This window comes from Pseudalkalibacillus sp. R45, assembly GCF_052246725.1.
In the GTDB taxonomy this organism is placed as follows: Bacteria; Bacillota; Bacilli; order Bacillales; family Fictibacillaceae; genus Pseudalkalibacillus.
Window position 1 is genome coordinate 178,148 of sequence record NZ_JBQQCL010000002.1, and the last position, 19,195, is coordinate 197,342.

Genomic DNA, 19,195 nt, shown 5'->3' on the forward strand with positions numbered 1-19,195 from the left:
GTTAACATGTCACAGACGGTCACGGTCCAAGTGAAACTGTTGCCTAATCAAAATCAAAGTGATTTATTGAGTCGCTCGAGCACCACGTATATTGCCACGATCAATGCGCTTGTAGCGGAAATGATACAAGCGAAAGAACCAACCCGAAAAACCTCCAAACATGTAAATGCTCCTCTACCCAGTGCTGTCAAAAACCAGGCAATCCGGGATGCAAAAAGTGTCTTTCGGAAAGCAAAGAAATCCCAATATCGAATCATCCCCATCTTAAAGAAACCCTGCATCCTATGGAACAATCAGAACTACACGTTTGATGATGAATCCGTTTCAGTACCATTGATGGTAGACGGAAAATCCAAGCGTATCCGCATTAACGCTACCTTCACGCAAGACATCCTCACTAAACTTGCTTCCTACAAACATGGAACCCTCCGCATCACGAAAAAAGCTCACAAATGGATCGCTCAGTTTTCGATAGAGATCGCGACCCCACAAAACACGGGCACCAAAACCATGGGTGTCGATCTCGGTCTGAAAGTCCCTGCTGTTGCGGTAACCGAAGACGAGAAGACACGATTTTTTGGAAACGGAAGACGAAACAAGTATGTTCGACGGATGTTCAAATCCAAACGACAACAGCTCGGACGAAAGAAAAAACTCACTGCCATCAAAAAGCTCAATAATAAAGAGCAGCGCTGGATGAAGGACCAAGACCATAAGGTGAGTCGACAAATTGTCGATTTCGCCATTAAACAGCAGGTGTCAATCATACTCTTGGAACAATTGGCGAATATTCGCCAGACGGCAAAAACAAGCCGTAAAAATGCAAAGAACCTTCACACCTGGACCTTTTATCGGTTAACCACCTTCATCGAATACAAAGCGGCACTCATGGGAATCAAAATCGAGTATGTTGATCCCAAATACACGAGTCAAACCTGTCCATCATGCGGAAATCGAAACAAAAGTAAAGACCGTTCATACAAATGCCGGTGCGGCTACCACACCCACCGGGATCGGGTGGGGGCGATGAATATTCGTCATGCACCTGTGATCGATGGTCAAAGTCGACCAGCCTAAGAGGCTATAAGCCCTGTCTTAGGAGGGGTGATGGCACACCCTAAGCTCGAAGGTTGTCCAAAACAGAAATGGCCTGAGGACGGAAAATCATTCGAGAATCCCACTGGACCGGAGGTTCAGCTTGCGGCTTTAGCCGTGGGAGTGTCAAAGATATTATGATATAATTACCGGATGACATGGATCAGGAGTTTACGATATGTACGGAACACATACAAAGACACAGAAGCTTAAACAATTCTTATACATTCTTTTTCCGATTTTGATCACCCAGGTCGGCTTGTTGGCGATGAATTTCTTCGACACGTTGATGAGCGGGCAAGCGGGTGCCGGGGACTTAGCGGGTGTTGCGATCGGCTCAAGCATTTGGGTTCCTGTTTTTACGGGATTAAGCGGCATTCTCATGGCATTGACCCCAATCGTGTCACAGCTGATCGGGGGAAATAGAAAAGATAAAGTGCCTTATTCAGTCATTCAAACAATTTATCTTGCTATAATCCTATCACTTGTAATAGTGGTTATAGGCATGTTCATTTTGATGCCAATCATAAATGCGATGGATCTTACCGCCCAAGTGAGCCATATTGCGTTCCATTATCTGATCGGTTTATCTTTTGGAATCCTTCCATTGTTCGTCTATACAGGGATAAGGAGTTTCATTGATGCATTGGGTGAAACGAGAACGACGATGTTTATTACCCTGCTCTCTCTTCCTATCAATATCTTATTCAATTATCTTCTTATATTTGGAAAACTTGGGTTTCCAAAGCTGGGAGGGATCGGAGCAGGATATGCATCTGCGATCACTTATTGGTTTATCTTGTTCGTCGCCATCATCGTTGTGCATAAAAATCCGCCATTCTCCATCTATAGAATTTTTCGGAACTGGTTCCCTGTTTCTCTTAACGCATGGAAAGAAGTATTGAAAATCGGAGTACCAATCGGGATGGCCATCTTTTTTGAAGTAAGTATTTTTGCGGCTGTAACGATATTCATGAGCAGGTTCGATACGATCACCATCGCAGCGCATCAGGCAGCCATCAATTTTGCCTCTTTACTTTACATGGGGCCCCTGAGTGTCTCCATGACGCTGACGATAGCTGTTGGGTTTGAAGTAGGTGCAAAACGTTTGAAAGATGCAAAAGAGTACAGCGTTATAGGCATCGGCATTGCACTCTTTTTAGCGATTGTCTCAGCTGCCTTCCTATGGTTATTTAATGAACAGATAGCGGGTCTGTATACAAAAGAAGCGGCTGTGTTGAGGTTGATTGCGCATTTCTTGATTTATGCTATATTCTTTCAGCTTGCAGATGCGATTGCAGCTCCGATCCAGGGAGCTCTGCGTGGTTATAAGGATGTCAATATGACCCTGGTGATGGCGCTGATTTCATATTGGGTCGTAGGGTTGCCTTTAGGGTATATCCTTGCAAACCATACAACTTTCGGACCATTTGGATATTGGATCGGCTTAAGCTCAGGATTGACGACTGGCGCCATAACGTTATATCTGCGTCTGCGTTTTTTACAACGTCGATATGCAGCCTCCTTAAAATCCACATGAATATACCGATAATAGGAGTATTCTGTAAGGTCAGGAGGTGGAATATTCAACGATGGAGTTATCGTCATTCATGGCAAACAATCTTCAACAATTAAGGCATACCTTGAACATGAATTTGTTGGATGGGAATTTAGCAACTCAAGCGGCACAGAGTACGGTGATGTTGAAGGATTTTGCAGAAGCACAACAAGCCGTTCAAGCCAAACACCCTACGTCAGGACATACGATTGATTTGAAAGGCTGAAAAGAGTCTTGATTTGCAAAAAAAGAAGCGGAGTCGACCAACTAGAAATGGTATGATTTCTAGTTGGTCGACTCCGCAATCTTATGAATTATATCCCGAAAATTTCACATGGCATTCTACTTGAAGTTGCATACCTAAAATAATCGAATCCTGCAGCTCTCTGCCACTTCATAACAAAGATCCGCGCATTTTTGCGTTACGGTCGAATCGTTTGAAGAGCATTCATTTCCACAAGCTTCACAAATCAACTCGCAAAGCTGGCAGATTTCCTTAGCAAATGGTGTTTCCCTCTGTAGGGCAGTGATTGTATATGAACATATATCATAGCATTCCAACATAAGCTTTTCGCAATCATTGGAAGCCTGTGATGGCGATTTAATATTGTGTTCTTCCAGCCAGTCTCCACACATGTCTTTACACGATAGGCATAGTTCTATGATGTTCCTATCTCTTTCTATAGCCATTTTTTACGCCTCCATCAGTATGTTAGTATACTGTATCCGTTATGAGGCGATGATAAACGTATTTTGAGCATTATTCATGCATCATTCAACGATTTCGTGAAGTTTCTCATAAATCCGGACAATTTCTTCTATTTTCATTCTGACAAGGCCGCTTGACGATGGGGCGACAAATTCTTTCATACCTGAAATGACAGGTTCTTTCTGCAAACCCCACTCTACATTTCGTCTTCCGCTATACTGAATATATACACCTTTTCCTACAAAACAAACTGCCTGTGGTTGATATCTCTGTAGTTTCTTCCTCAACATTTCTTTTCCGTCCTTATATTCTGCTTTTGTGATTTCAGCAGCTTCTTTTGTCGGTCGTTCAACGATGTTGGTGAACCCATAACGGAACTTTGTAAGCAGAAGCCTGTTTTCTTCCGGAGCATAAACGCGGTCTGTCAACCGAGATTGATGGAGGATGTTCCAGAAACGATTTCTAGGATTTGCGTAATGGTGTCCCGTCTCACCAGAACGGATACTAGGATTGAAGCCCACGAATACGATTTTCAGCTCATCATCAAGTAGATCTGGAATCGGTTCAAGCATTACATTCCTCCTTGTGTATCTTGAGTTTCTTTTTTCCGAACGGTCATACCACCGGAAAGAACGAATTTCATCGCTTCTTCTGGTTTCATATCCAATATTTGTACATCTGATTTTGGTATGAGAAAGGTCATGCCTGCTACCTGGAATGTTTGTGGAACATAAACAGCGATATGGTCAATCAGTGGGTCAGCGATGGCATCGATATCCTCGGAAGTTACGAAACCAATTGATTTCATATTCGTACCGGGAATATGAACCAGGGCAACCTTAGAAAACGACTTTTTATCCCCTAAGAAAGATTGGATTGTATCTTTAATGACACTATATAAACTTTTCACAATCGGGATACGATCAAGGAGCTTATCCAACAGCTCTACAATTTTTCCACTTAAATATTGTCTCGATAGCCAACCCAGAACCGTAATCAGAACGATGGATGCTAGTAAGCCCAGCCCTGGTACATAATCCTCCTTCAATATTCTTCTGAACGTATTTCCGAGAATGTTGTCCAAGAATTCAAATACTTTGATGACAACATAAATGACCAGGATAATCGGTAAGACGGTCACGATCCCATTCAAGAAATTTTTAGCCAAAGACTTCATGTCAACCTCCAATTGATATACTATTTCGTTGTAGATTAAAATTTTATAGTTGATTGGTATATTATTAAGCAAAATTTCGCGACACTCCTGCGGGATCAGCGAGCCAGGCGAGACCCCACAGCGAATTAAGGATCTTCGACTAACAGCCACCACGTCTTGTGGTGAACGTCGAAGCCAGCATAAGGAAAGCTTCTAGGAATTCTCATCGCAGACACGAAAATGATTTCATTTTTGTGTTGAGATCCTGTGCAAGTGAAGGCTTGCGGATCGCCCGAGGAAAGGGAGTGAATTTCGCGTAAATCAACAATTTTAACAGCACCTAGTGAAAAAGAGTGACCTCAAAGGATATAATCCCCCTCTAGGTCACCCCGATCTATTTACCTCAACATTATATCATGTTCGTGCATAAACCCCATATTTCAGGATATCAATATATTGTTCAAGCCGATTGAGCAAAGGATTGAAATCTTCAAGCAGGTCTTCTTCTTTCCCTTTATATTGCTGTAATAGCCCCCGATTGAATTGATCCATGACATTCAATACATATTCTAAAACAAACTCTTTCGTCAAACCAGTTCGTATTTGGGCTTCATTTAAATAATCGAAAAGTTGGTTCGCATTGAATTGCATGATTTGTTTGTACAGCTTTTCGTATAAAACAGTGATGTCTTTTTCTAATTCCTTTGGTGTATTGAAAAACCCATTGATCAAAATATGGTATTCATTCGGATGTTTCGAAAAGAAGTTCATTTTCAAGATAGCGACTTTTTTGATTCGTTCAAAAAAATCTTTTTCCGGCTCAGCTTCCAAATCATCAAAAACTTGTTCGGACACAAGCCGTGCAGAGCGTTCCAACAAATACAGATACAACGTCTTCTTATTTTTAAAATAATGGAACAATAATCCTTTAGAGATTTCTGCTCGCTCGATGATTTTATTCGTTGAGGTATTTTCAAAACCGTTTTCAGCAAACTCCTCCATACAGGCATTTATGATCTGCTGTTTCTTCTTTTTAGGCAATCTTTCAAAAGCTGGATTCATGAACGTGTTACCACCCTTAAACTGCAATATCTTTTTTTCGGTAATATAAAAACGATGCAATCGTACAAATCAACATGATACCTGCCATGATCAAAATATACAAACCATCGAGTGTTTCACTCTTGATGATATCTGCTGGATCCACATATTCAAATGGGCTGAAATACTTCAAAACTTCTAATTGATCAGAAACACTTGAGATCACCTGCAGGAAATAGGTGATGAATACTAACCCAACCGTTACTGATAGGATTTGTCGCCCTTTTCTCAATACGGTTGACAGTAAATACGCAATTGATGCAAACGTGAAATGCAACAAGATCGGCGCGATTGACAAAAGCAGGAATGGGACAAATTCAAATGACCCATCATCTACAATCATAAATGCAGCAAAGTTGAACAAAGATACGAAAACATTGAATAGTATGATATTAACAATCACAACGAGTAATTTTTGAGTGAGCATTTCTGATCTTGTTATCGGTTTTGAGAGCAAGAATTCGATCGTTTTCTCCCCCTCTTCTTTAGCAACCATATTCCCAGCTAATAGAACAACATAAATGCTCCCAATCAATGTAATCAACATATAGCCTTCGATTGCGTAGAAACCAAGTACTGTTCCCAGGCTTACCTTATCCATATTGAAGGCTTTTTTGATTCCTTCAGGGTATGCGGACATTAATGCTTCCAAATTTTCTTGTTGTTTTGCGAAGTCTGGAAAGATCTGCATCATGAGGAATACTAACCCGCCGAGAATGACTGACCAGATTAGCAAGCCGCGGAAATTCCATTTGAATTCCTGTTTGAAAATCATTTGTCTGTCCCCCCATTCGGCTCTGTCTCATAGAAATGCATGAAGATTTCATCAAGGGATGGTTCCTCGATCACTACATCCCGATAGGACTCTTGGCTCAAGGCATGTATGAGTTTATGGATATCCCCACGGAACAGAATGTTCAACGTATGACCGATCTGTTCTTGTTGGATGATTCCATCAAGGCCAAGGTCGACTTTCTGCCCTTCCTCCAATAAAATTGTGACAGTCTTGAACTGGTTTTTAGTGAGATTTTCAATCGTATCATTTGCAATCAATCGTCCTTCCTTGATGATCGCAACACGGTCACACATTTTTTGTACTTCACTTAAAATGTGTGAGGAGAAGAAAATCGTTACACCTTTCTTCTTTTCTTCAAGTAAGAGATCGAAGAAAGTGTGCTGCATCAACGGGTCAAGACCTCCAGTCGGTTCGTCCATGATCAAGATCCGAGGTTCATGCAACAGGGTTTGAACGATCCCGACCTTTTTCCGATTACCAAATGAAAGATCTTCAAATCGTTTGTTCAAATCCAATTCCAAACGCTCGGAAAGTTCCTGGATTCTCTTTTTTGCAGTGGGTTTTCTGTAAAAACTTGCTGAATAATTCAGCAGTTCTTTCACCTTCATATTTTCATAGTAATGGACTTCAGAAGGAAGATAGCCTACCTCTTGTTTGATTTCTTTTGATTCAGTGATGATATCCTTACCAAAAATTTTAGCAGAACCGTTTGTAGGATAGATGAAATTGAGCAGCGTTCGGATCGTGGTACTTTTTCCTGCCCCATTCGGCCCTATGAAACCATACACTTCCCCTTCTTCAACAGAAAATGTAAGATCGGAAACTGCCTGATGCTTTCCGTAATATTTCGTGAGGTCGATCATTTCGATCGCTTTCATCACTAGCCCCCCTTTTGTGATTGACCACCTAGTCAATATCCATTTTACTCCCATTTGACCAAGTGGTCAATGATTATGGGAAAATAATCTGAAACACTTGATGTTACACACGAGATAATTAAAAGCTGTTTTCGCAAACGTTGTTGCTCTTGCACTTAAAGAAAGTATAAAATACTTTCTTCAGTATAAGGGCAACTAAGGCTCGACCTACAAAAGGCATGGTCTCGCCAAGTTTTCTTTAAAAGTCGTTGATTTCCGCTTCAGGTGCTCGCTTTCCGCGGGGCATGCGGTGAGCCCACTTGTCGCTTTGCGACCTCAGGAGTCTCCTTATCAATGAAGCATTTGTGCTCCTGCGTCTACAAGAAAGTCCTGTCGAAGCGAGCTTCCTCGTCGCATGCCTTGCGAGGAGATTATTCAGGTAGTAGGCACGCTGATTCCGCAGGACAAGGAAAGCTTCGGCAGCGTTACATCGCACGAAGAAAATGCGATTTTCATTTTCGAGGAGTCTCGCACCTTGCTCTCCTATCAACTTGCACATGGTGAGTTTTTAAAAATGACTCAAAAGCAACAATCTTTTAGAAAAGAGACTAATTAAAAAAGGACTGCCGTATTCTGACAGTCCATTCCGACAGTTAAAAATCAAAATCATCTGGATCTGGTCCAAACCGTTCATTCCGATTCAGTGCATCGATAATGACCATTTCTTCTTGCGTCAATTGAAAATCGAATATATCAGCATTCGCATAGATCCGTTCTTCATGGACAGATTTCGGAATCGTTATGACACCATGCTGTAAATCCCAGCGAAGGATGACATGGGCAGGTGATTTTCCATAGTGGCGCCCTATTTGGATTAATTCAGGATGATCAAGGAGTTTTCCATGCATCAACGGGGACCAAGCTTCTACTTGGATGTCGTTGGAATCACAGAACATCCGTACTTCTTCTTGTATTAATCGTGGATGAAACTCAATCTGGTTCACCATCGGTTTGATTTCTGAGTCTTTCATCAAGTCTTCTAAATGGTGAACATTGAAATTACAAACCCCGATCGCTTTCGTATGTCCCTCTTTATAGAGCTTTTCCATCGCTTTCCACGTTTCCTTGTACAGCCCTTCAACTGGCCAATGTATAAGATAAAGGTCTACATAGTCGAGACCAAGTTTATCAAGACTTCTTCCAAAAGAGTTCATCGTTCGGTCATAACCCTGTCCTTTATTCCAGACTTTGGTGGTGATGAATAGTTCATCTCTGGGGATATCTGTTTCTCGGATAGCTTGACCAACCCCTTCTTCGTTCCGATAGATAGCTGCTGTATCAATGTTTCTGTAACCTGCTTCAAGTGCCACTTTTACAGCATGGATGACTTCCTTCCCGTCTTCTATTTTAAATACACCGAAACCTAAATGTGGCATTCTGACACCATTATGTAACCGCACAGTATCTTGTATACTCTTAATCAACCTCTTCACTCCTTAGGTGCAATATTCGTGTCGTTATTATTGACCGATTTAAATAATTCTGTAAGTTGCTCAGTCAATAGATTGAGAATCTGTTTATCTTTCACATATTGAAAATGGGAAGCAGGATTCCAGCTCGTCAACAGATTACCTGTATTCACTTCTCTATCCTCCTGGATCACCATACCATAAGCATCACTTATGGTTTTTAATGGATAAGCGAGAATATCGTCACGATCGTAAATATTCCACCAACCACCCCTTCCATCTGGATAATGCTCGCAAAAGCTACGAGAAGGGACTTGTATCGGTCGGTCAAAATCGGTGTAACGTAAACTCCATAAAGCCAATGGTGATCCGAGAGAAATGAATCTTGCGAGTGTTTCTCCCTTTTCCAGTGGAGTAGCATTTTCCGTCCACTCCTCGATATATGTCATACGATCTGAAGTCTTTTGTAGGTCATAAAAGAGATTACTGGTGATCACAGTTCCTAAACTATGTCCGATGACAATGAGAGGCGCATTTGCTCCTGCCTTTTCACTCAGTTTGGTCAATGCCTTGAAATAGATTTCATGTACTTGTTCATAATTTTGAAATTGGTCGCTTGTCGGCTGGTAAGCAATGGCATCACCTAAAAATTCAATCACGAATTTCCTTAATATAGAAAAATCGAGGCGACTACTTTTCTGGACGGCCACCCATAAGTCCTTCTCCCTTTGATTGAACACCTCCCCCCAGTAAATTGGTTGGAAGATAAATTCGTGACCTGTGTATCTACGACCTTGATCCTTCATCCATTTCTCCAACTTTTTTTGTAAATTTTCGATAAGGATCTCAGCAAAATCCTCTTTTTGGATACCGGCCCCATGTATGACTGCTATTGCGATTGGTTGCACGTTTTATGTCCCCCTAATGTATTTATTTAAGATGTAATCATGGAATTGATTGATTTCATACGGCCATTTTATGGTTTTCGTCATCGGTATATATTCCACCTTCTTCATTTTTCATAGATTCACATATCGAAGGGGAATGAATATCCGTCTTATTATGTAAATGATAAGGACTGACCTTGTCTGGCAAGTCCTTATCGGTTCATCTTTTTGACTTTATTCCTCTAGACACATCCAGTAAACCTGCTCCGATTGTTTCACGGTCGAAATCCATTTTCACTGTATTATTGATAAGAAGGTTATATATTTCTTTTTCAGTCAGTTTACGATTCAGCTTCTCTTCATACCCTTGGATCAATAAAGCCGCTGCCCCAGCTACATGAGGGGTGGCCATTGAGGTTCCTGATAATTCAGCATATCTTGTCCCCGTATAGGTTGATAAGATATTTACCCCTGGGGCTACGAGGTCAATTTCATCGTTCGTATTTGTAAAAGGTGCAGGTTTCCGATCTTCTGTCGTAGCTCCTACACATACCACTTCTGGATAGAAACCAGGATACGTATGGTCAAATGATTTTGAAATTTTATCCCCTAAATTCCCTGCTGCACAAACGACAAGGATATTATTTACAACAGCTCGTCTCACTGCAGAATGTAAACGAGGATCATGTACTGGTCCACCTAGTGACATTGAAATCACTCTAACCCGTTCTTTGTATGGTCCTCTCCAATTTATTGCGTAATGTATGCCTCTGATTAAACTATCATAAGAACTTGTACCGTTCGAGCGTATGACTTTTAAAATTAGCAGGTTCGCCTCAGGCGCCACCCCTGCGACTCCATTTCCATTCAACTCTGCTGCAATCGTACCAGCGACATGCGTACCGTGGAAATGATTATCCGAATAATTTCTCGGATCCCCATTATGATCTGAAGTAAAATTCCTTCCCCCGATGATTCTATTTTTGAGATCAGGATGATTCGTTTGGCAGCCTGTATCCAGAACAGCAATGACAACGTCCTTACCTTTATAGCCCAGGTCCCACATCTTCTCTGCATTTATCATTTCAACACCATAGGGGATTTCTTGGCTGAATTCATTCTTGTTTCTTATCTTTGTGGGAAACAGTTGTAGGTCTGACATGCATTTATCTCCTTTTCACTTAAATCACAATTCTCTTATTCTTAGTAGATTCAAGTGAAAGGATATTGGTATAGGGAGTTGTCCCAATAAATGTAAAAAAGGGGCTGACCCATAAGTGTCTTGATATTCCTAATAATTGTGACACTCTGTTAAAGGTTCAACCCATATTTTTATTCATCTCGAGCCAGACGTATTCCACTGTATTGCCAACGTTTATCAGGATGAAAAAAGTTACGGTATGAGTGCCTCACATGGGTAGAATGGGTTGCGCAAGACCCTCCTCTGAGTACCATTTGATTACACATGAATTTTGCATTGTATTCACCTAATGTACCCTCAAGCGGCTCCGATCCAGGGTAAAGCGTGTAAGGGCTGGATGTCCACTCCCATACATCTCCGAAAACCTTATACATTTGATTGTCCGAGTGATAGTCGCTATTAGGATGAAACATCTCATTATCGGCAAAGTTTCCACCAATTTCAACGTTTTTCATCGCATGTTCCCATTCGGTCTCTGTAGGCAGTCGGTTTCCTGACCACCTTGCAAATGCATCTGCTTCATAAAAACTGATATGTGTGACTGGTTCATCCAGTTCCACCTTCATCATTCCAGATAGGGTGAATGTGTACCAGTTTCCATCGATGCTCTCCCAATACAATGGTGCTTCCCAGTGGTCGTCTTTTATTTTCGACCAGCCTTCTGATAGCCAAAATGCAGGTTCTTGATATCCACCATCTTCAACGAAACCTAGATATTCCCCATTTGTCACTGGCCGATTTGCAATTGCGTAGGCGTCCAACCAGGATTTATGACTCGGCCTTTCATTGTCAAAAGAAAATCCTTCATCTGAATAGCCAGTTTCAACAATCCCTTCTTGAAATGTGATCCACTGCATATCTGGTCGAGATGACCCTGCTCCGTTTCTTTTATCATGATAGATCGGTTTTAAAGGGTTGATCGAAAAATTATATTTGATATCTGTGATAAGGAGCTCCTGGTGTTGCTGTTCGTGATGTAATCCGATTTCCAGGATCGGAGCTATTTCTTCCAACTTATTTTCATTACAGTTCACTAAGAAGTTAAGCATGCTTTCATCTACATGTTGTCTGTATTGGATAATTTCTTTAACAGATGGCCTTGAAAGCAGGCCTCTTGCATGCCTGGGGTATGGTTTACCATGTGTTTCATAATAGGAGTTGAATAAATAGTCGAATGTTTCATTGAATGGATTGTACTTTGGATGATAAGGAATGAGAATGAACGTTTCGAAAAACCAGGTCGTATGCGCAAGATGCCACTTTGGAGGACTGACATCAGGGATCGATTGAACGACAAAATCTTCTGGTTCTAATGGTGCTGTGAGTTGATCTGAAAATGCTCTGATCTGTTGGTAGCTTTCCAACAACAAACTGGATTTTTGTTCAGTAATGGACAATGGGTTCGCTCCTCTCTTAACCTATATCTATTTTCTATTTTGACTCTTCCCTTCCTCTTTTGCTTACAAACCAACAGCCTAAAATCAAATCCCCAAATAAAAAAACTTGGCAAAGCCAAGCCTTAGCGCAGGCGGAGCCTTAGTTACTATATTGGCTGTTTGCGCACACTTTGTTGCTTTTGCACTTAAAGAAAGTATAAAATACTTTCTTCAGTATAAGGGCAACTAAGGCTCGACCTACAAAAGGCATGGTCTCGCCAAGTTTTCTTTAAAAGTCGTTGATTTCCGCTCCAGGATGCTCGCTTTCCGCAGGGCGTGCGGTGAGCCCGCAGGAGTCTCGCACTCGCTCTCCAATCATCTCCAATCAACTTGCATAAGGTGGTTTTTTTAAAATGACTCAAAAGCAACAATCTTTAAGAAAAGAGCCTTGCAGAAAGTAGTTATACTTTTTTTATATGAAAAAAGCTGGCTATCGCCAGCTTTGTAGAATATTGTCTATCGTTCTTTTTCCTTATTTTCCTGTTTCTCTAAATCAATCGGTTCATCTCTTGCAAATTCTTCCCTTGCAATTTTAGAGCCTTTTGGTGGACGGTTGATCGTCCCTTGCCGCTTGTGATCGAAATTTTTGCCTCTACCCACTCTTTAAACCTCCTTTAGGTGAACATAATAAATGTTTTTATTATTTATTAAAAGGATAGCCTAAAACAGTAGTTTTTACTCGTGAGGAGTAGTTAAGGCTTTAGCCAGTATATGCGGCTTTATGCTGATTCATCAAGAAGGAATGACATTCCTCGGCAACTTCTCTGCCTTCGCGAATCGCCCAAACGACCAGACTTTGACCGCGTCTTGCATCTCCAGCAGCGAAAACACCTTCCTGATTGGTCATATAACTGGATTTATCCGTCCAAATTAAACCTCTATCGGTCTTCTTCAAATTGAATTGATCCAAGAAATCTTTTTCAGGTCCAGTAAAACCGATGGCGATCAGTACGAGTTGCGCATCCCATTCCTTTTCTGTTCCAGGGATTTCTTTCGTAACGATTTTGCCATCCACTAATTCTTTCTTGACTTGAACCGTTTGAAGAGACTTAAGTGCACCATCATCTGACGTCTCGAAGCGCTTTGTCAAAATTTCGTATTCCCTTGGGTCTTTCTTATATTTTTTGTATGCTTCTTCGTAGGCGTATTCTAAAGAAAAGGTTAAAGGGAAATGTGGCCAAGGATTATCTTCTGTCCGTTCTTTAGGCTGTTCCGGATGTTTACCGAACTGTACGACACTTTTACAACTTTGGCGTAATGCAGTTGCCACACAGTCTGCACCAGTATCTCCTCCACCAATGACGATGACGTCTTTCCCTTCTGCAGAAATCGGGAATTCCGATCCATCATTTAAGGCTTTCGTCGAACTTGTTAAATAGTCCATTGCAAAGTGAACGCCTTTACTTTCCCGTTTTTCAATCGGTAGATCACGAGGCTGCTGTGCACCTGTACAGACAATAACAGCATCATAATCTTTTGTAAGCTGTTCGCGACTGATATCGACGCCGATTTCCGTATTGAGTTTGAATTCGATCCCTTCTTCTTTCAAAAGGTTTACTCTACGTTCTATAGTCTCTTTTTCAAGCTTCATATTCGGGATTCCATACATGAGCAACCCGCCAGCACGGTCGTCCCTTTCATAAACAGTCACCCAATGACCGGCTTTATTTAATTGGTCAGCTGCAGCCAACCCTGCTGGTCCGGAGCCGACGATTGCAACTTTCTTTCCCGTCCTGTGGGTTGGAGGTTCAGGTTGGACCCAACCGTTGTCAAAGCCACGCTCAATAATTTCGTTCTCAATTGACTTGATTGTCACCGGGTCGCTGTTAATTGCGAGTGTACATGAGCCTTCACAAGGTGCTGGACATACTCTACCGGTGAATTCCGGGAAGTTGTTGGTCTCATCCAACCGAGCAAGTGCTTGTTTCCATTTTCCTTGATACACAAGCTCATTGAATTCAGGAATCAAATTATTGATCGGACACCCGATTGCAGAACGACCCCATTCTGCCCCTGTATGACAAAACGGTGTACCACAGTCCATGCACCTGGCGCTTTGTTCTTTCATATCTTTTTCGGAATGTCGAAGGGTGTATTCTTCCCAATCCTTCGTCCTCGTCAATGGATTACGTTCCGGGTTTTTCTTCCGAGGATACGTTAGGAATCCTTTTACTTTACTCATATCAACCCCTCCTTCTATTTTTATCACCTGATTTTAAATGTAAGAGGCTGACCATGTTCTGGCCAGACCCCTTTTGTTTAATTTGGTATTTTTGCGACCTTTTCACGATTGTTCTCATTTTCAGTGAGTGTACGTTTGAATTCTTCAGGAATGATTTTCACGAACTGGGAAACAGACTCATTCCAATTGCTGAGCAATTGTTTGGCTCTTTTGCTGCCAGTATATTGAACATGCTTGAGAAGCATTGCATGGATATGTTGGATTTCATCATAAGCCTCGAGTTTTTCAAACAATACCATTTCGCGGTTACAAAGTCTTTTGACGGACCTTTGTTCAGGATTCCAGATATAAGCGATACCGCCAGACATACCAGCAGCAAAGTTTTTCCCTATTGATCCTAGTACAATGACTTTGCCACCTGTCATATATTCACAACCGTTATCACCTAGACCTTCAACAACCGCATGGGCACCACTGTTCCGTACAGCGAAACGTTCTCCTGCAGAACCGTTGATATAGACCTCACCATCAGTTGCGCCAAACAATGATACATTACCAATGATCACTTCTTCCATTTGCCGGACAATCGATTTTGAACTTGGAGCGACAATGATTTTTCCTCCTGATAGTCCTTTACCGACATAGTCGTTCGCATCTCCGTTGACCCTCAACGTAATTCCCTTTGGAACGAATGCACCGAAACTTTGTCCCGCAGATCCGTTAAAAGTGAGATCAATCGTATTTTCAGGCAGTCCTTTACCGCCATATCGTTTCGTAACTTCATAACCTAAACGCGTACCAACTGCTCTATCTGTATTACGTATCGGCAGTGTCAACGAGATCGGTTGCTGATTGATGATGTTGTTTTCGACTGTTGGAATGATTTCAGCAAGATCTAGGTGATTTTCATTATATTCAGTTCGATAAGGACGGTCCTTCTTCTTCCATTCTTCGTCTGATTGGATCAGTAATGGTGTAAGGTCCATCTGCTTCGCCTTTGGATGTTGATAGAATTTTTCATGCAGTTTCAGAAGGTCAGTCCTTCCGACCAATTCATCCATCGTTTTTACCCCAAGCTGTGCCATTATTTCGCGAATTTCTTCAGCGATGAAACGCATATAATTCACGACATGGTCTGCTTCACCCATGAACTTTTTACGTAGTTCCGGGTTTTGAGTTGCGATCCCAACTGGACATGTATCAAGGTGACAAGCTCTCATTAAGATACACCCAAGTACGACAAGTGGTGCCGTTGAAAAGCCGTATTCTTCAGCACCTAGAAGCGCAGCTTTGACGACATCTTTCCCTGTCATCAACTTTCCATCTGTTTCAACGACTACTTTATCACGTAGATTGTTTAATACGAGAGTCTGATGTGCCTCAGCCAAACCAAGTTCCCAAGGAAGCCCCGCATGGCGTATGCTCGTTTTTGGAGATGCGCCTGTACCTCCTTCGTAACCACTTATAAGAATGACGTCTGCTTTTCCTTTTGCGACACCCGCAGCGATCGTACCTACACCTGACTTCGCGACCAATTTTACACTGATCCGTGCATTTGCGTTAGCGTGCTTCAAGTCATAGATCAATTGGGACAAGTCCTCTATTGAATAGATATCATGGTGTGGAGGAGGTGAAATCAAACCTACACCAGGGGTAGACTTACGAACTTCGGCAATCCACGGATGGACCTTTTTGCCTGGAAGGTGTCCCCCTTCCCCAGGCTTCGCTCCCTGTGCCATCTTGATTTGAATTTCATCCGCACTTGAGAGATAATGACTGTTTACTCCGAAACGTCCTGATGCTACCTGTTTGATTGCACTTTTTCGGATATCACCGTTCTTATCTGGAATAAACCGATCAGGGTCTTCGCCACCTTCTCCCGAGTTGCTTTTTCCTCCGATGCGGTTCATAGCGACCGCTAAAATTTCATGTGCCTCTTTACTTAGTGAGCCATATGACATCGCACCTGTTTTAAAACGTTTGAAAATCGCTTCAGCTGGTTCCACTTGTTCAATCGGTACCGGTTCACTTTCTGCTTTTATATCCAATAAATCACGGAGGTACGTGATGCTTTCATTAGAAGCCAACTCAGAAAAACGGTCATAGAGCTCTTTATTGTTCGTCCTGCAGGCATGCTGGAGAGTATGGATCGTTTCAGGATTGAAGGAATGATATTCTCCATTTTTTCTCCATTGCATCGCACCGCCTGATTCCAATAGAGAATCTTTTTCAACAAATGCTTTTCTGTGCCGATTCAAAGATTCTTCCGCGATGGTTTCCAAGCCGATGCCGCTTAACTTCGAAGCAGTCCCCGTAAAGTACTTGGAGATGACTTCTTCATCGATTCCGATCGCTTCAAATGTTTGTGCTCCACGATAACTTTGAATCGTTGAAATACCCATTTTTGACATCACTTTCACAATTCCTGAAGTAGCAGCTTCTCTGTATCGTTCAACCGCTTCCTCGTAGTCATAGTCAGTGATGTGTTCTTGACCGATCAAATCTTCGATCGTGCGATAAGCAAGGTATGGATAAATCATGTCTGCTCCGAACCCTATGAGCATTGAGAATTGATGGACATCACGGGCTTCAGCTGTTTCTACGATTATGCTTGCTTTCGTACGCAACCCTTTCCGGACAAGGAAATGGTGTAACCCACTTACCATGAGCAACGACGGGATTGGAACATTTTTTTCGTTCATATTTCGATCCGTGAGCACGATCAACGGGATGCCTTGAGCAATCGTCGTTTCAACTTTTTCAAAGATCTCTTCCATACGTGACTCTAAGGAAGTTGCTCCTTTGTCTGCAGAGAAACAATAGGATATTTTCTTCGAAAGGAAATCATTTCGTCCGTTATGGATGATTTCTTCGTATTCTTGTTTACGAAGGATTGGTGTATAAAGTCTGATCCGTTTACAATGCTGCGGGCCTTCCTCCAATACATTACTCTTCGGTCCAAGGTAAGATGTAGTGGATGTAACACCTTTTTCCCGGATCGCATCAATCGGTGGATTGGTTACTTGTGCGAATAATTGCTTGAAATAATTGAATAACAGTTGTGGTTTATCGGACAATACAGCCAGAGGTGTATCATTCCCCATCGAACCGATCGGATCTTTCTGTTCATTGACCATCGGGACGATGTTTTTTGTGATCTCCTCATTCGTAAACCCATGTGTGATCTGGTAGTTTAATAGCTGATCATCTGACAGACCTTCGAAACTCTGGCCGTCGATACGGCCATTCAGTTGGACCAATGATTCATTCAGCCATTTTCTGTATGGATGCTCTGTTGCGATTGAACGTTTTACATCGTCATTCAATAGTACTTCATTCTTTTCAAGATCGATCAAGATCATTTCACCAGGTGCTAGACGCCCTTTCTGAACAACTCTATCCTGTTCGACATCCAGTACGCCTACTTCTGATGAGAAGATGATCGTATTGTCATCTGTCAAATAATAACGGGCTGGACGCAGTCCATTACGGTCGATTGAAGCACCGATCTGCCTGCCGTTCGTATAGGCAAGTGCTGTCGGACCATCCCATGGTTCCATGATACAGCTTAAATATTCAAAACAAGCCCGCTCGGGATCTTTCATCTGTTCATTGAAATCCCATGCTTCAGGCACCATCAACATAGCCGTATGGGAAATCGATCTTCCATTCATCACCAGGTACTCGAAAGCCTGATCGAGCATACCTGAATCACTGCCCTCAGTTGAAATGACAGGAAGAAGCTCTTTGTGTCTTTCTCCAAACACATTGGACACAGCAGCGTTTTCCCTTGCTTTCATCCAGTTCACATTCCCGGTGATGGTATTGATTTCACCGTTATGCATGATCATTCTGTTCGGATGTGCTCTCTCCCATGATGGAAACGTATTCGTACTATATCTTGAATGGACCATACCGAACATCGACGTACATGCAGGGTCATCAAGATCAAGGTAGAATTGATCCAATTGATAGGATGTGAGCATACCTTTATAAACAATTGTACTTGGTGACAGGCTAGCAATGTAAAATGGGCCGTCTTGTACGTCTATTTCATCAAGGACACGTTTTTCAATTATTCTACGAATTAAATATAGACGTTGCTCGAACTTTTGAACTGAGCGGATATCGTCTGGTCGTTTAATGAAGAGTTGACGAATATAAGGCATCGTTTGTCTAGAGGTTGATGTAACGATTTCTTCATTAACAGGGACCGTCCTCCATCCGATCAATTGAAGGTTTTCTTCTTCAGTAATTTCTTCAATAAGACTTTCAATCAGGCTCCGTACCTTCTGCTCTTGCGGAAGGAACAACATACCGACAGCATATTCTCCTTGTTTCGGCAGGAAATTGTTCCATTTTTTCCTGAATAGCTGATCTGGTATTTGTACCATGATTCCAGCTCCGTCCCCAGAGTCTGGGTCTGATCCCTGGCCACCTCTATGCTCAAGTCGACAAAGCATTGTAATAGCATCTTTAATTGTTTGATGTGTAGCTACCCCATCAACTTTTGCGACAAATCCGATTCCACAAGCATCACTCTCAAAATCCGGATCATATAATCCTTGTTTTTGTGGAAGACCAGTTCGAATCATAGTATCACCCCATCTGCATTTATTTTAATGTTAGGTATCTATACCCGATAATTCATTGTTTTTCAACTATTCATTTCGAAAATTTCTGACAAAAAGGTTTGTTTTCATATTAGGGGTTTTCTGTTATGCTTTCAATATATAAATTCGATAGAA

The 19,195-nt window shown here is 41.9% G+C and carries 17 protein-coding genes; 5 read left to right on the top strand and 12 right to left on the bottom strand.

The features are described 5' to 3' along the window. The first annotated feature begins 6 nt into the window (after positions 1 to 6). Genes ACTWQL_RS06685 through ACTWQL_RS06700 form a run of 4 tightly spaced genes read left to right on the top strand, consistent with a single transcriptional unit; the run spans position 7 to position 2,879 of the window. A complete protein-coding gene (locus ACTWQL_RS06685; RefSeq protein ID WP_443141677.1) occupies positions 7 to 1,077 on the top strand; it encodes an RNA-guided endonuclease InsQ/TnpB family protein in 1,071 nt (356 codons plus the stop codon). 30 nt (positions 1,078 to 1,107) lie between these two features. Continuing rightward, complete coding sequence (locus ACTWQL_RS06690; protein ID WP_443141678.1) at positions 1,108 to 1,236, top strand: hypothetical protein; 129 nt, start codon at positions 1,108 to 1,110, stop codon at positions 1,234 to 1,236. A 37-nt stretch (positions 1,237 to 1,273) separates the two neighbouring features. Next, a complete protein-coding gene (locus ACTWQL_RS06695; RefSeq protein ID WP_443141679.1) occupies positions 1,274 to 2,635 on the top strand; it encodes an MATE family efflux transporter in 1,362 nt (453 codons plus the stop codon). Between the two features lie 52 nt (positions 2,636 to 2,687). Next, the gene (locus tag ACTWQL_RS06700; RefSeq protein WP_443141680.1) at positions 2,688 to 2,879 is read left to right on the top strand and encodes a polyribonucleotide nucleotidyltransferase; all 192 of its coding nucleotides are present in this window, start codon (positions 2,688 to 2,690) and stop codon (positions 2,877 to 2,879) included. Between the two features lie 545 nt (positions 2,880 to 3,424). Here the strand turns inward: ACTWQL_RS06700 and mug are convergent. From mug to ACTWQL_RS06725, 5 genes are all read right to left on the bottom strand, one after another. After that, the gene (gene mug, locus ACTWQL_RS06705) at positions 3,425 to 3,934 is read right to left on the bottom strand and encodes a G/U mismatch-specific DNA glycosylase (RefSeq protein ID WP_443141681.1); all 510 of its coding nucleotides are present in this window, start codon (positions 3,932 to 3,934) and stop codon (positions 3,425 to 3,427) included. Continuing rightward, a complete protein-coding gene (locus ACTWQL_RS06710) occupies positions 3,934 to 4,539 on the bottom strand; it encodes a DUF502 domain-containing protein (RefSeq protein ID WP_443141682.1) in 606 nt (201 codons plus the stop codon). Before ACTWQL_RS06710 ends, mug begins: the two co-directional genes overlap by 1 nt. Positions 4,540 to 4,932: 393 nt before the next feature. Continuing rightward, positions 4,933 to 5,580 (bottom strand): TetR/AcrR family transcriptional regulator, encoded by a 648-nt coding sequence (locus tag ACTWQL_RS06715; RefSeq protein ID WP_443141683.1) that lies wholly within the window; start codon positions 5,578 to 5,580, stop codon positions 4,933 to 4,935. 16 nt (positions 5,581 to 5,596) lie between these two features. Beyond that, positions 5,597 to 6,394: an ABC transporter permease subunit gene (locus ACTWQL_RS06720; RefSeq protein WP_443141684.1), complete on the bottom strand. Its 798-nt coding sequence runs from the start codon at positions 6,392 to 6,394 to the stop codon at positions 5,597 to 5,599. Continuing rightward, a complete protein-coding gene (locus ACTWQL_RS06725; protein ID WP_443141685.1) occupies positions 6,391 to 7,293 on the bottom strand; it encodes an ATP-binding cassette domain-containing protein in 903 nt (300 codons plus the stop codon). Before ACTWQL_RS06725 ends, ACTWQL_RS06720 begins: the two co-directional genes overlap by 4 nt. A gap of 394 nt (positions 7,294 to 7,687) precedes the next feature. Between ACTWQL_RS06725 and ACTWQL_RS06730 the strand changes: the two genes are divergently transcribed. Then, positions 7,688 to 7,888: a hypothetical protein gene (locus ACTWQL_RS06730; RefSeq protein WP_443141686.1), complete on the top strand. Its 201-nt coding sequence runs from the start codon at positions 7,688 to 7,690 to the stop codon at positions 7,886 to 7,888. A 37-nt stretch (positions 7,889 to 7,925) separates the two neighbouring features. On the opposite strand, the gene ACTWQL_RS06735 is transcribed toward ACTWQL_RS06730, so the two are convergent. The 7 genes from ACTWQL_RS06735 to gltB all read right to left on the bottom strand — a co-directional run bounded on the left by ACTWQL_RS06735 (position 7,926) and on the right by gltB (position 19,042). Continuing rightward, positions 7,926 to 8,753 (bottom strand): aldo/keto reductase, encoded by an 828-nt coding sequence (locus ACTWQL_RS06735; protein WP_443141850.1) that lies wholly within the window; start codon positions 8,751 to 8,753, stop codon positions 7,926 to 7,928. 8 nt (positions 8,754 to 8,761) lie between these two features. Then, entirely contained in the window at positions 8,762 to 9,649 is an 888-nt protein-coding gene (locus tag ACTWQL_RS06740; protein WP_443141687.1) for a chemotaxis protein, read from the bottom strand. Positions 9,650 to 9,848: 199 nt separating this feature from the next. Continuing rightward, positions 9,849 to 10,790, bottom strand: coding sequence for a S8 family peptidase (locus ACTWQL_RS06745; RefSeq protein WP_443141688.1), 942 nt, complete (start codon positions 10,788 to 10,790; stop codon positions 9,849 to 9,851). Positions 10,791 to 10,960: 170 nt separating this feature from the next. Continuing rightward, entirely contained in the window at positions 10,961 to 12,226 is a 1,266-nt protein-coding gene (gene egtB / locus ACTWQL_RS06750; protein ID WP_443141689.1) for an ergothioneine biosynthesis protein EgtB, read from the bottom strand. Positions 12,227 to 12,721: 495 nt separating this feature from the next. Continuing rightward, on the bottom strand, positions 12,722 to 12,865 hold the full coding sequence (locus tag ACTWQL_RS06755) for a hypothetical protein (RefSeq protein WP_221564841.1): 144 nt from the start codon (positions 12,863 to 12,865) through the stop codon (positions 12,722 to 12,724). Positions 12,866 to 12,965: 100 nt separating this feature from the next. Continuing rightward, positions 12,966 to 14,447, bottom strand: a complete 1,482-nt coding sequence (locus ACTWQL_RS06760) for a glutamate synthase subunit beta (RefSeq protein WP_443141690.1) — start codon at positions 14,445 to 14,447, stop codon at positions 12,966 to 12,968. Positions 14,448 to 14,524: 77 nt separating this feature from the next. After that, complete coding sequence (gene gltB, locus ACTWQL_RS06765; RefSeq protein WP_443141691.1) at positions 14,525 to 19,042, bottom strand: glutamate synthase large subunit; 4,518 nt, start codon at positions 19,040 to 19,042, stop codon at positions 14,525 to 14,527. Positions 19,043 to 19,195: the final 153 nt, after the last annotated feature.

Bases quoted from the DNA above. Each gene is read 5' to 3' on its own strand.
- ACTWQL_RS06695 (WP_443141679.1), top strand. From the start codon at position 1,274: ATGTACGGAACACATACAAAGACACAGAAGCTTAAACAATTCTTATAC.
- ACTWQL_RS06745 (WP_443141688.1), bottom strand. From the start codon at position 10,790: ATGTCAGACCTACAACTGTTTCCCACAAAGATAAGAAACAAGAATGAA.
- ACTWQL_RS06685 (WP_443141677.1), top strand. From the start codon at position 7: ATGTCACAGACGGTCACGGTCCAAGTGAAACTGTTGCCTAATCAAAAT.
- gltB (WP_443141691.1), bottom strand. From the start codon at position 19,042: ATGATTCGAACTGGTCTTCCACAAAAACAAGGATTATATGATCCGGAT.
- ACTWQL_RS06700 (WP_443141680.1), top strand. From the start codon at position 2,688: ATGGAGTTATCGTCATTCATGGCAAACAATCTTCAACAATTAAGGCAT.
- ACTWQL_RS06715 (WP_443141683.1), bottom strand. From the start codon at position 5,580: ATGAATCCAGCTTTTGAAAGATTGCCTAAAAAGAAGAAACAGCAGATC.
- ACTWQL_RS06725 (WP_443141685.1), bottom strand. From the start codon at position 7,293: ATGAAAGCGATCGAAATGATCGACCTCACGAAATATTACGGAAAGCAT.
- mug (WP_443141681.1), bottom strand. From the start codon at position 3,934: ATGCTTGAACCGATTCCAGATCTACTTGATGATGAGCTGAAAATCGTA.
- ACTWQL_RS06760 (WP_443141690.1), bottom strand. From the start codon at position 14,447: ATGAGTAAAGTAAAAGGATTCCTAACGTATCCTCGGAAGAAAAACCCG.
- ACTWQL_RS06690 (WP_443141678.1), top strand. From the start codon at position 1,108: ATGGCACACCCTAAGCTCGAAGGTTGTCCAAAACAGAAATGGCCTGAG.
- ACTWQL_RS06710 (WP_443141682.1), bottom strand. From the start codon at position 4,539: ATGAAGTCTTTGGCTAAAAATTTCTTGAATGGGATCGTGACCGTCTTA.
- ACTWQL_RS06730 (WP_443141686.1), top strand. From the start codon at position 7,688: ATGCCTTGCGAGGAGATTATTCAGGTAGTAGGCACGCTGATTCCGCAG.
- ACTWQL_RS06720 (WP_443141684.1), bottom strand. From the start codon at position 6,394: ATGATTTTCAAACAGGAATTCAAATGGAATTTCCGCGGCTTGCTAATC.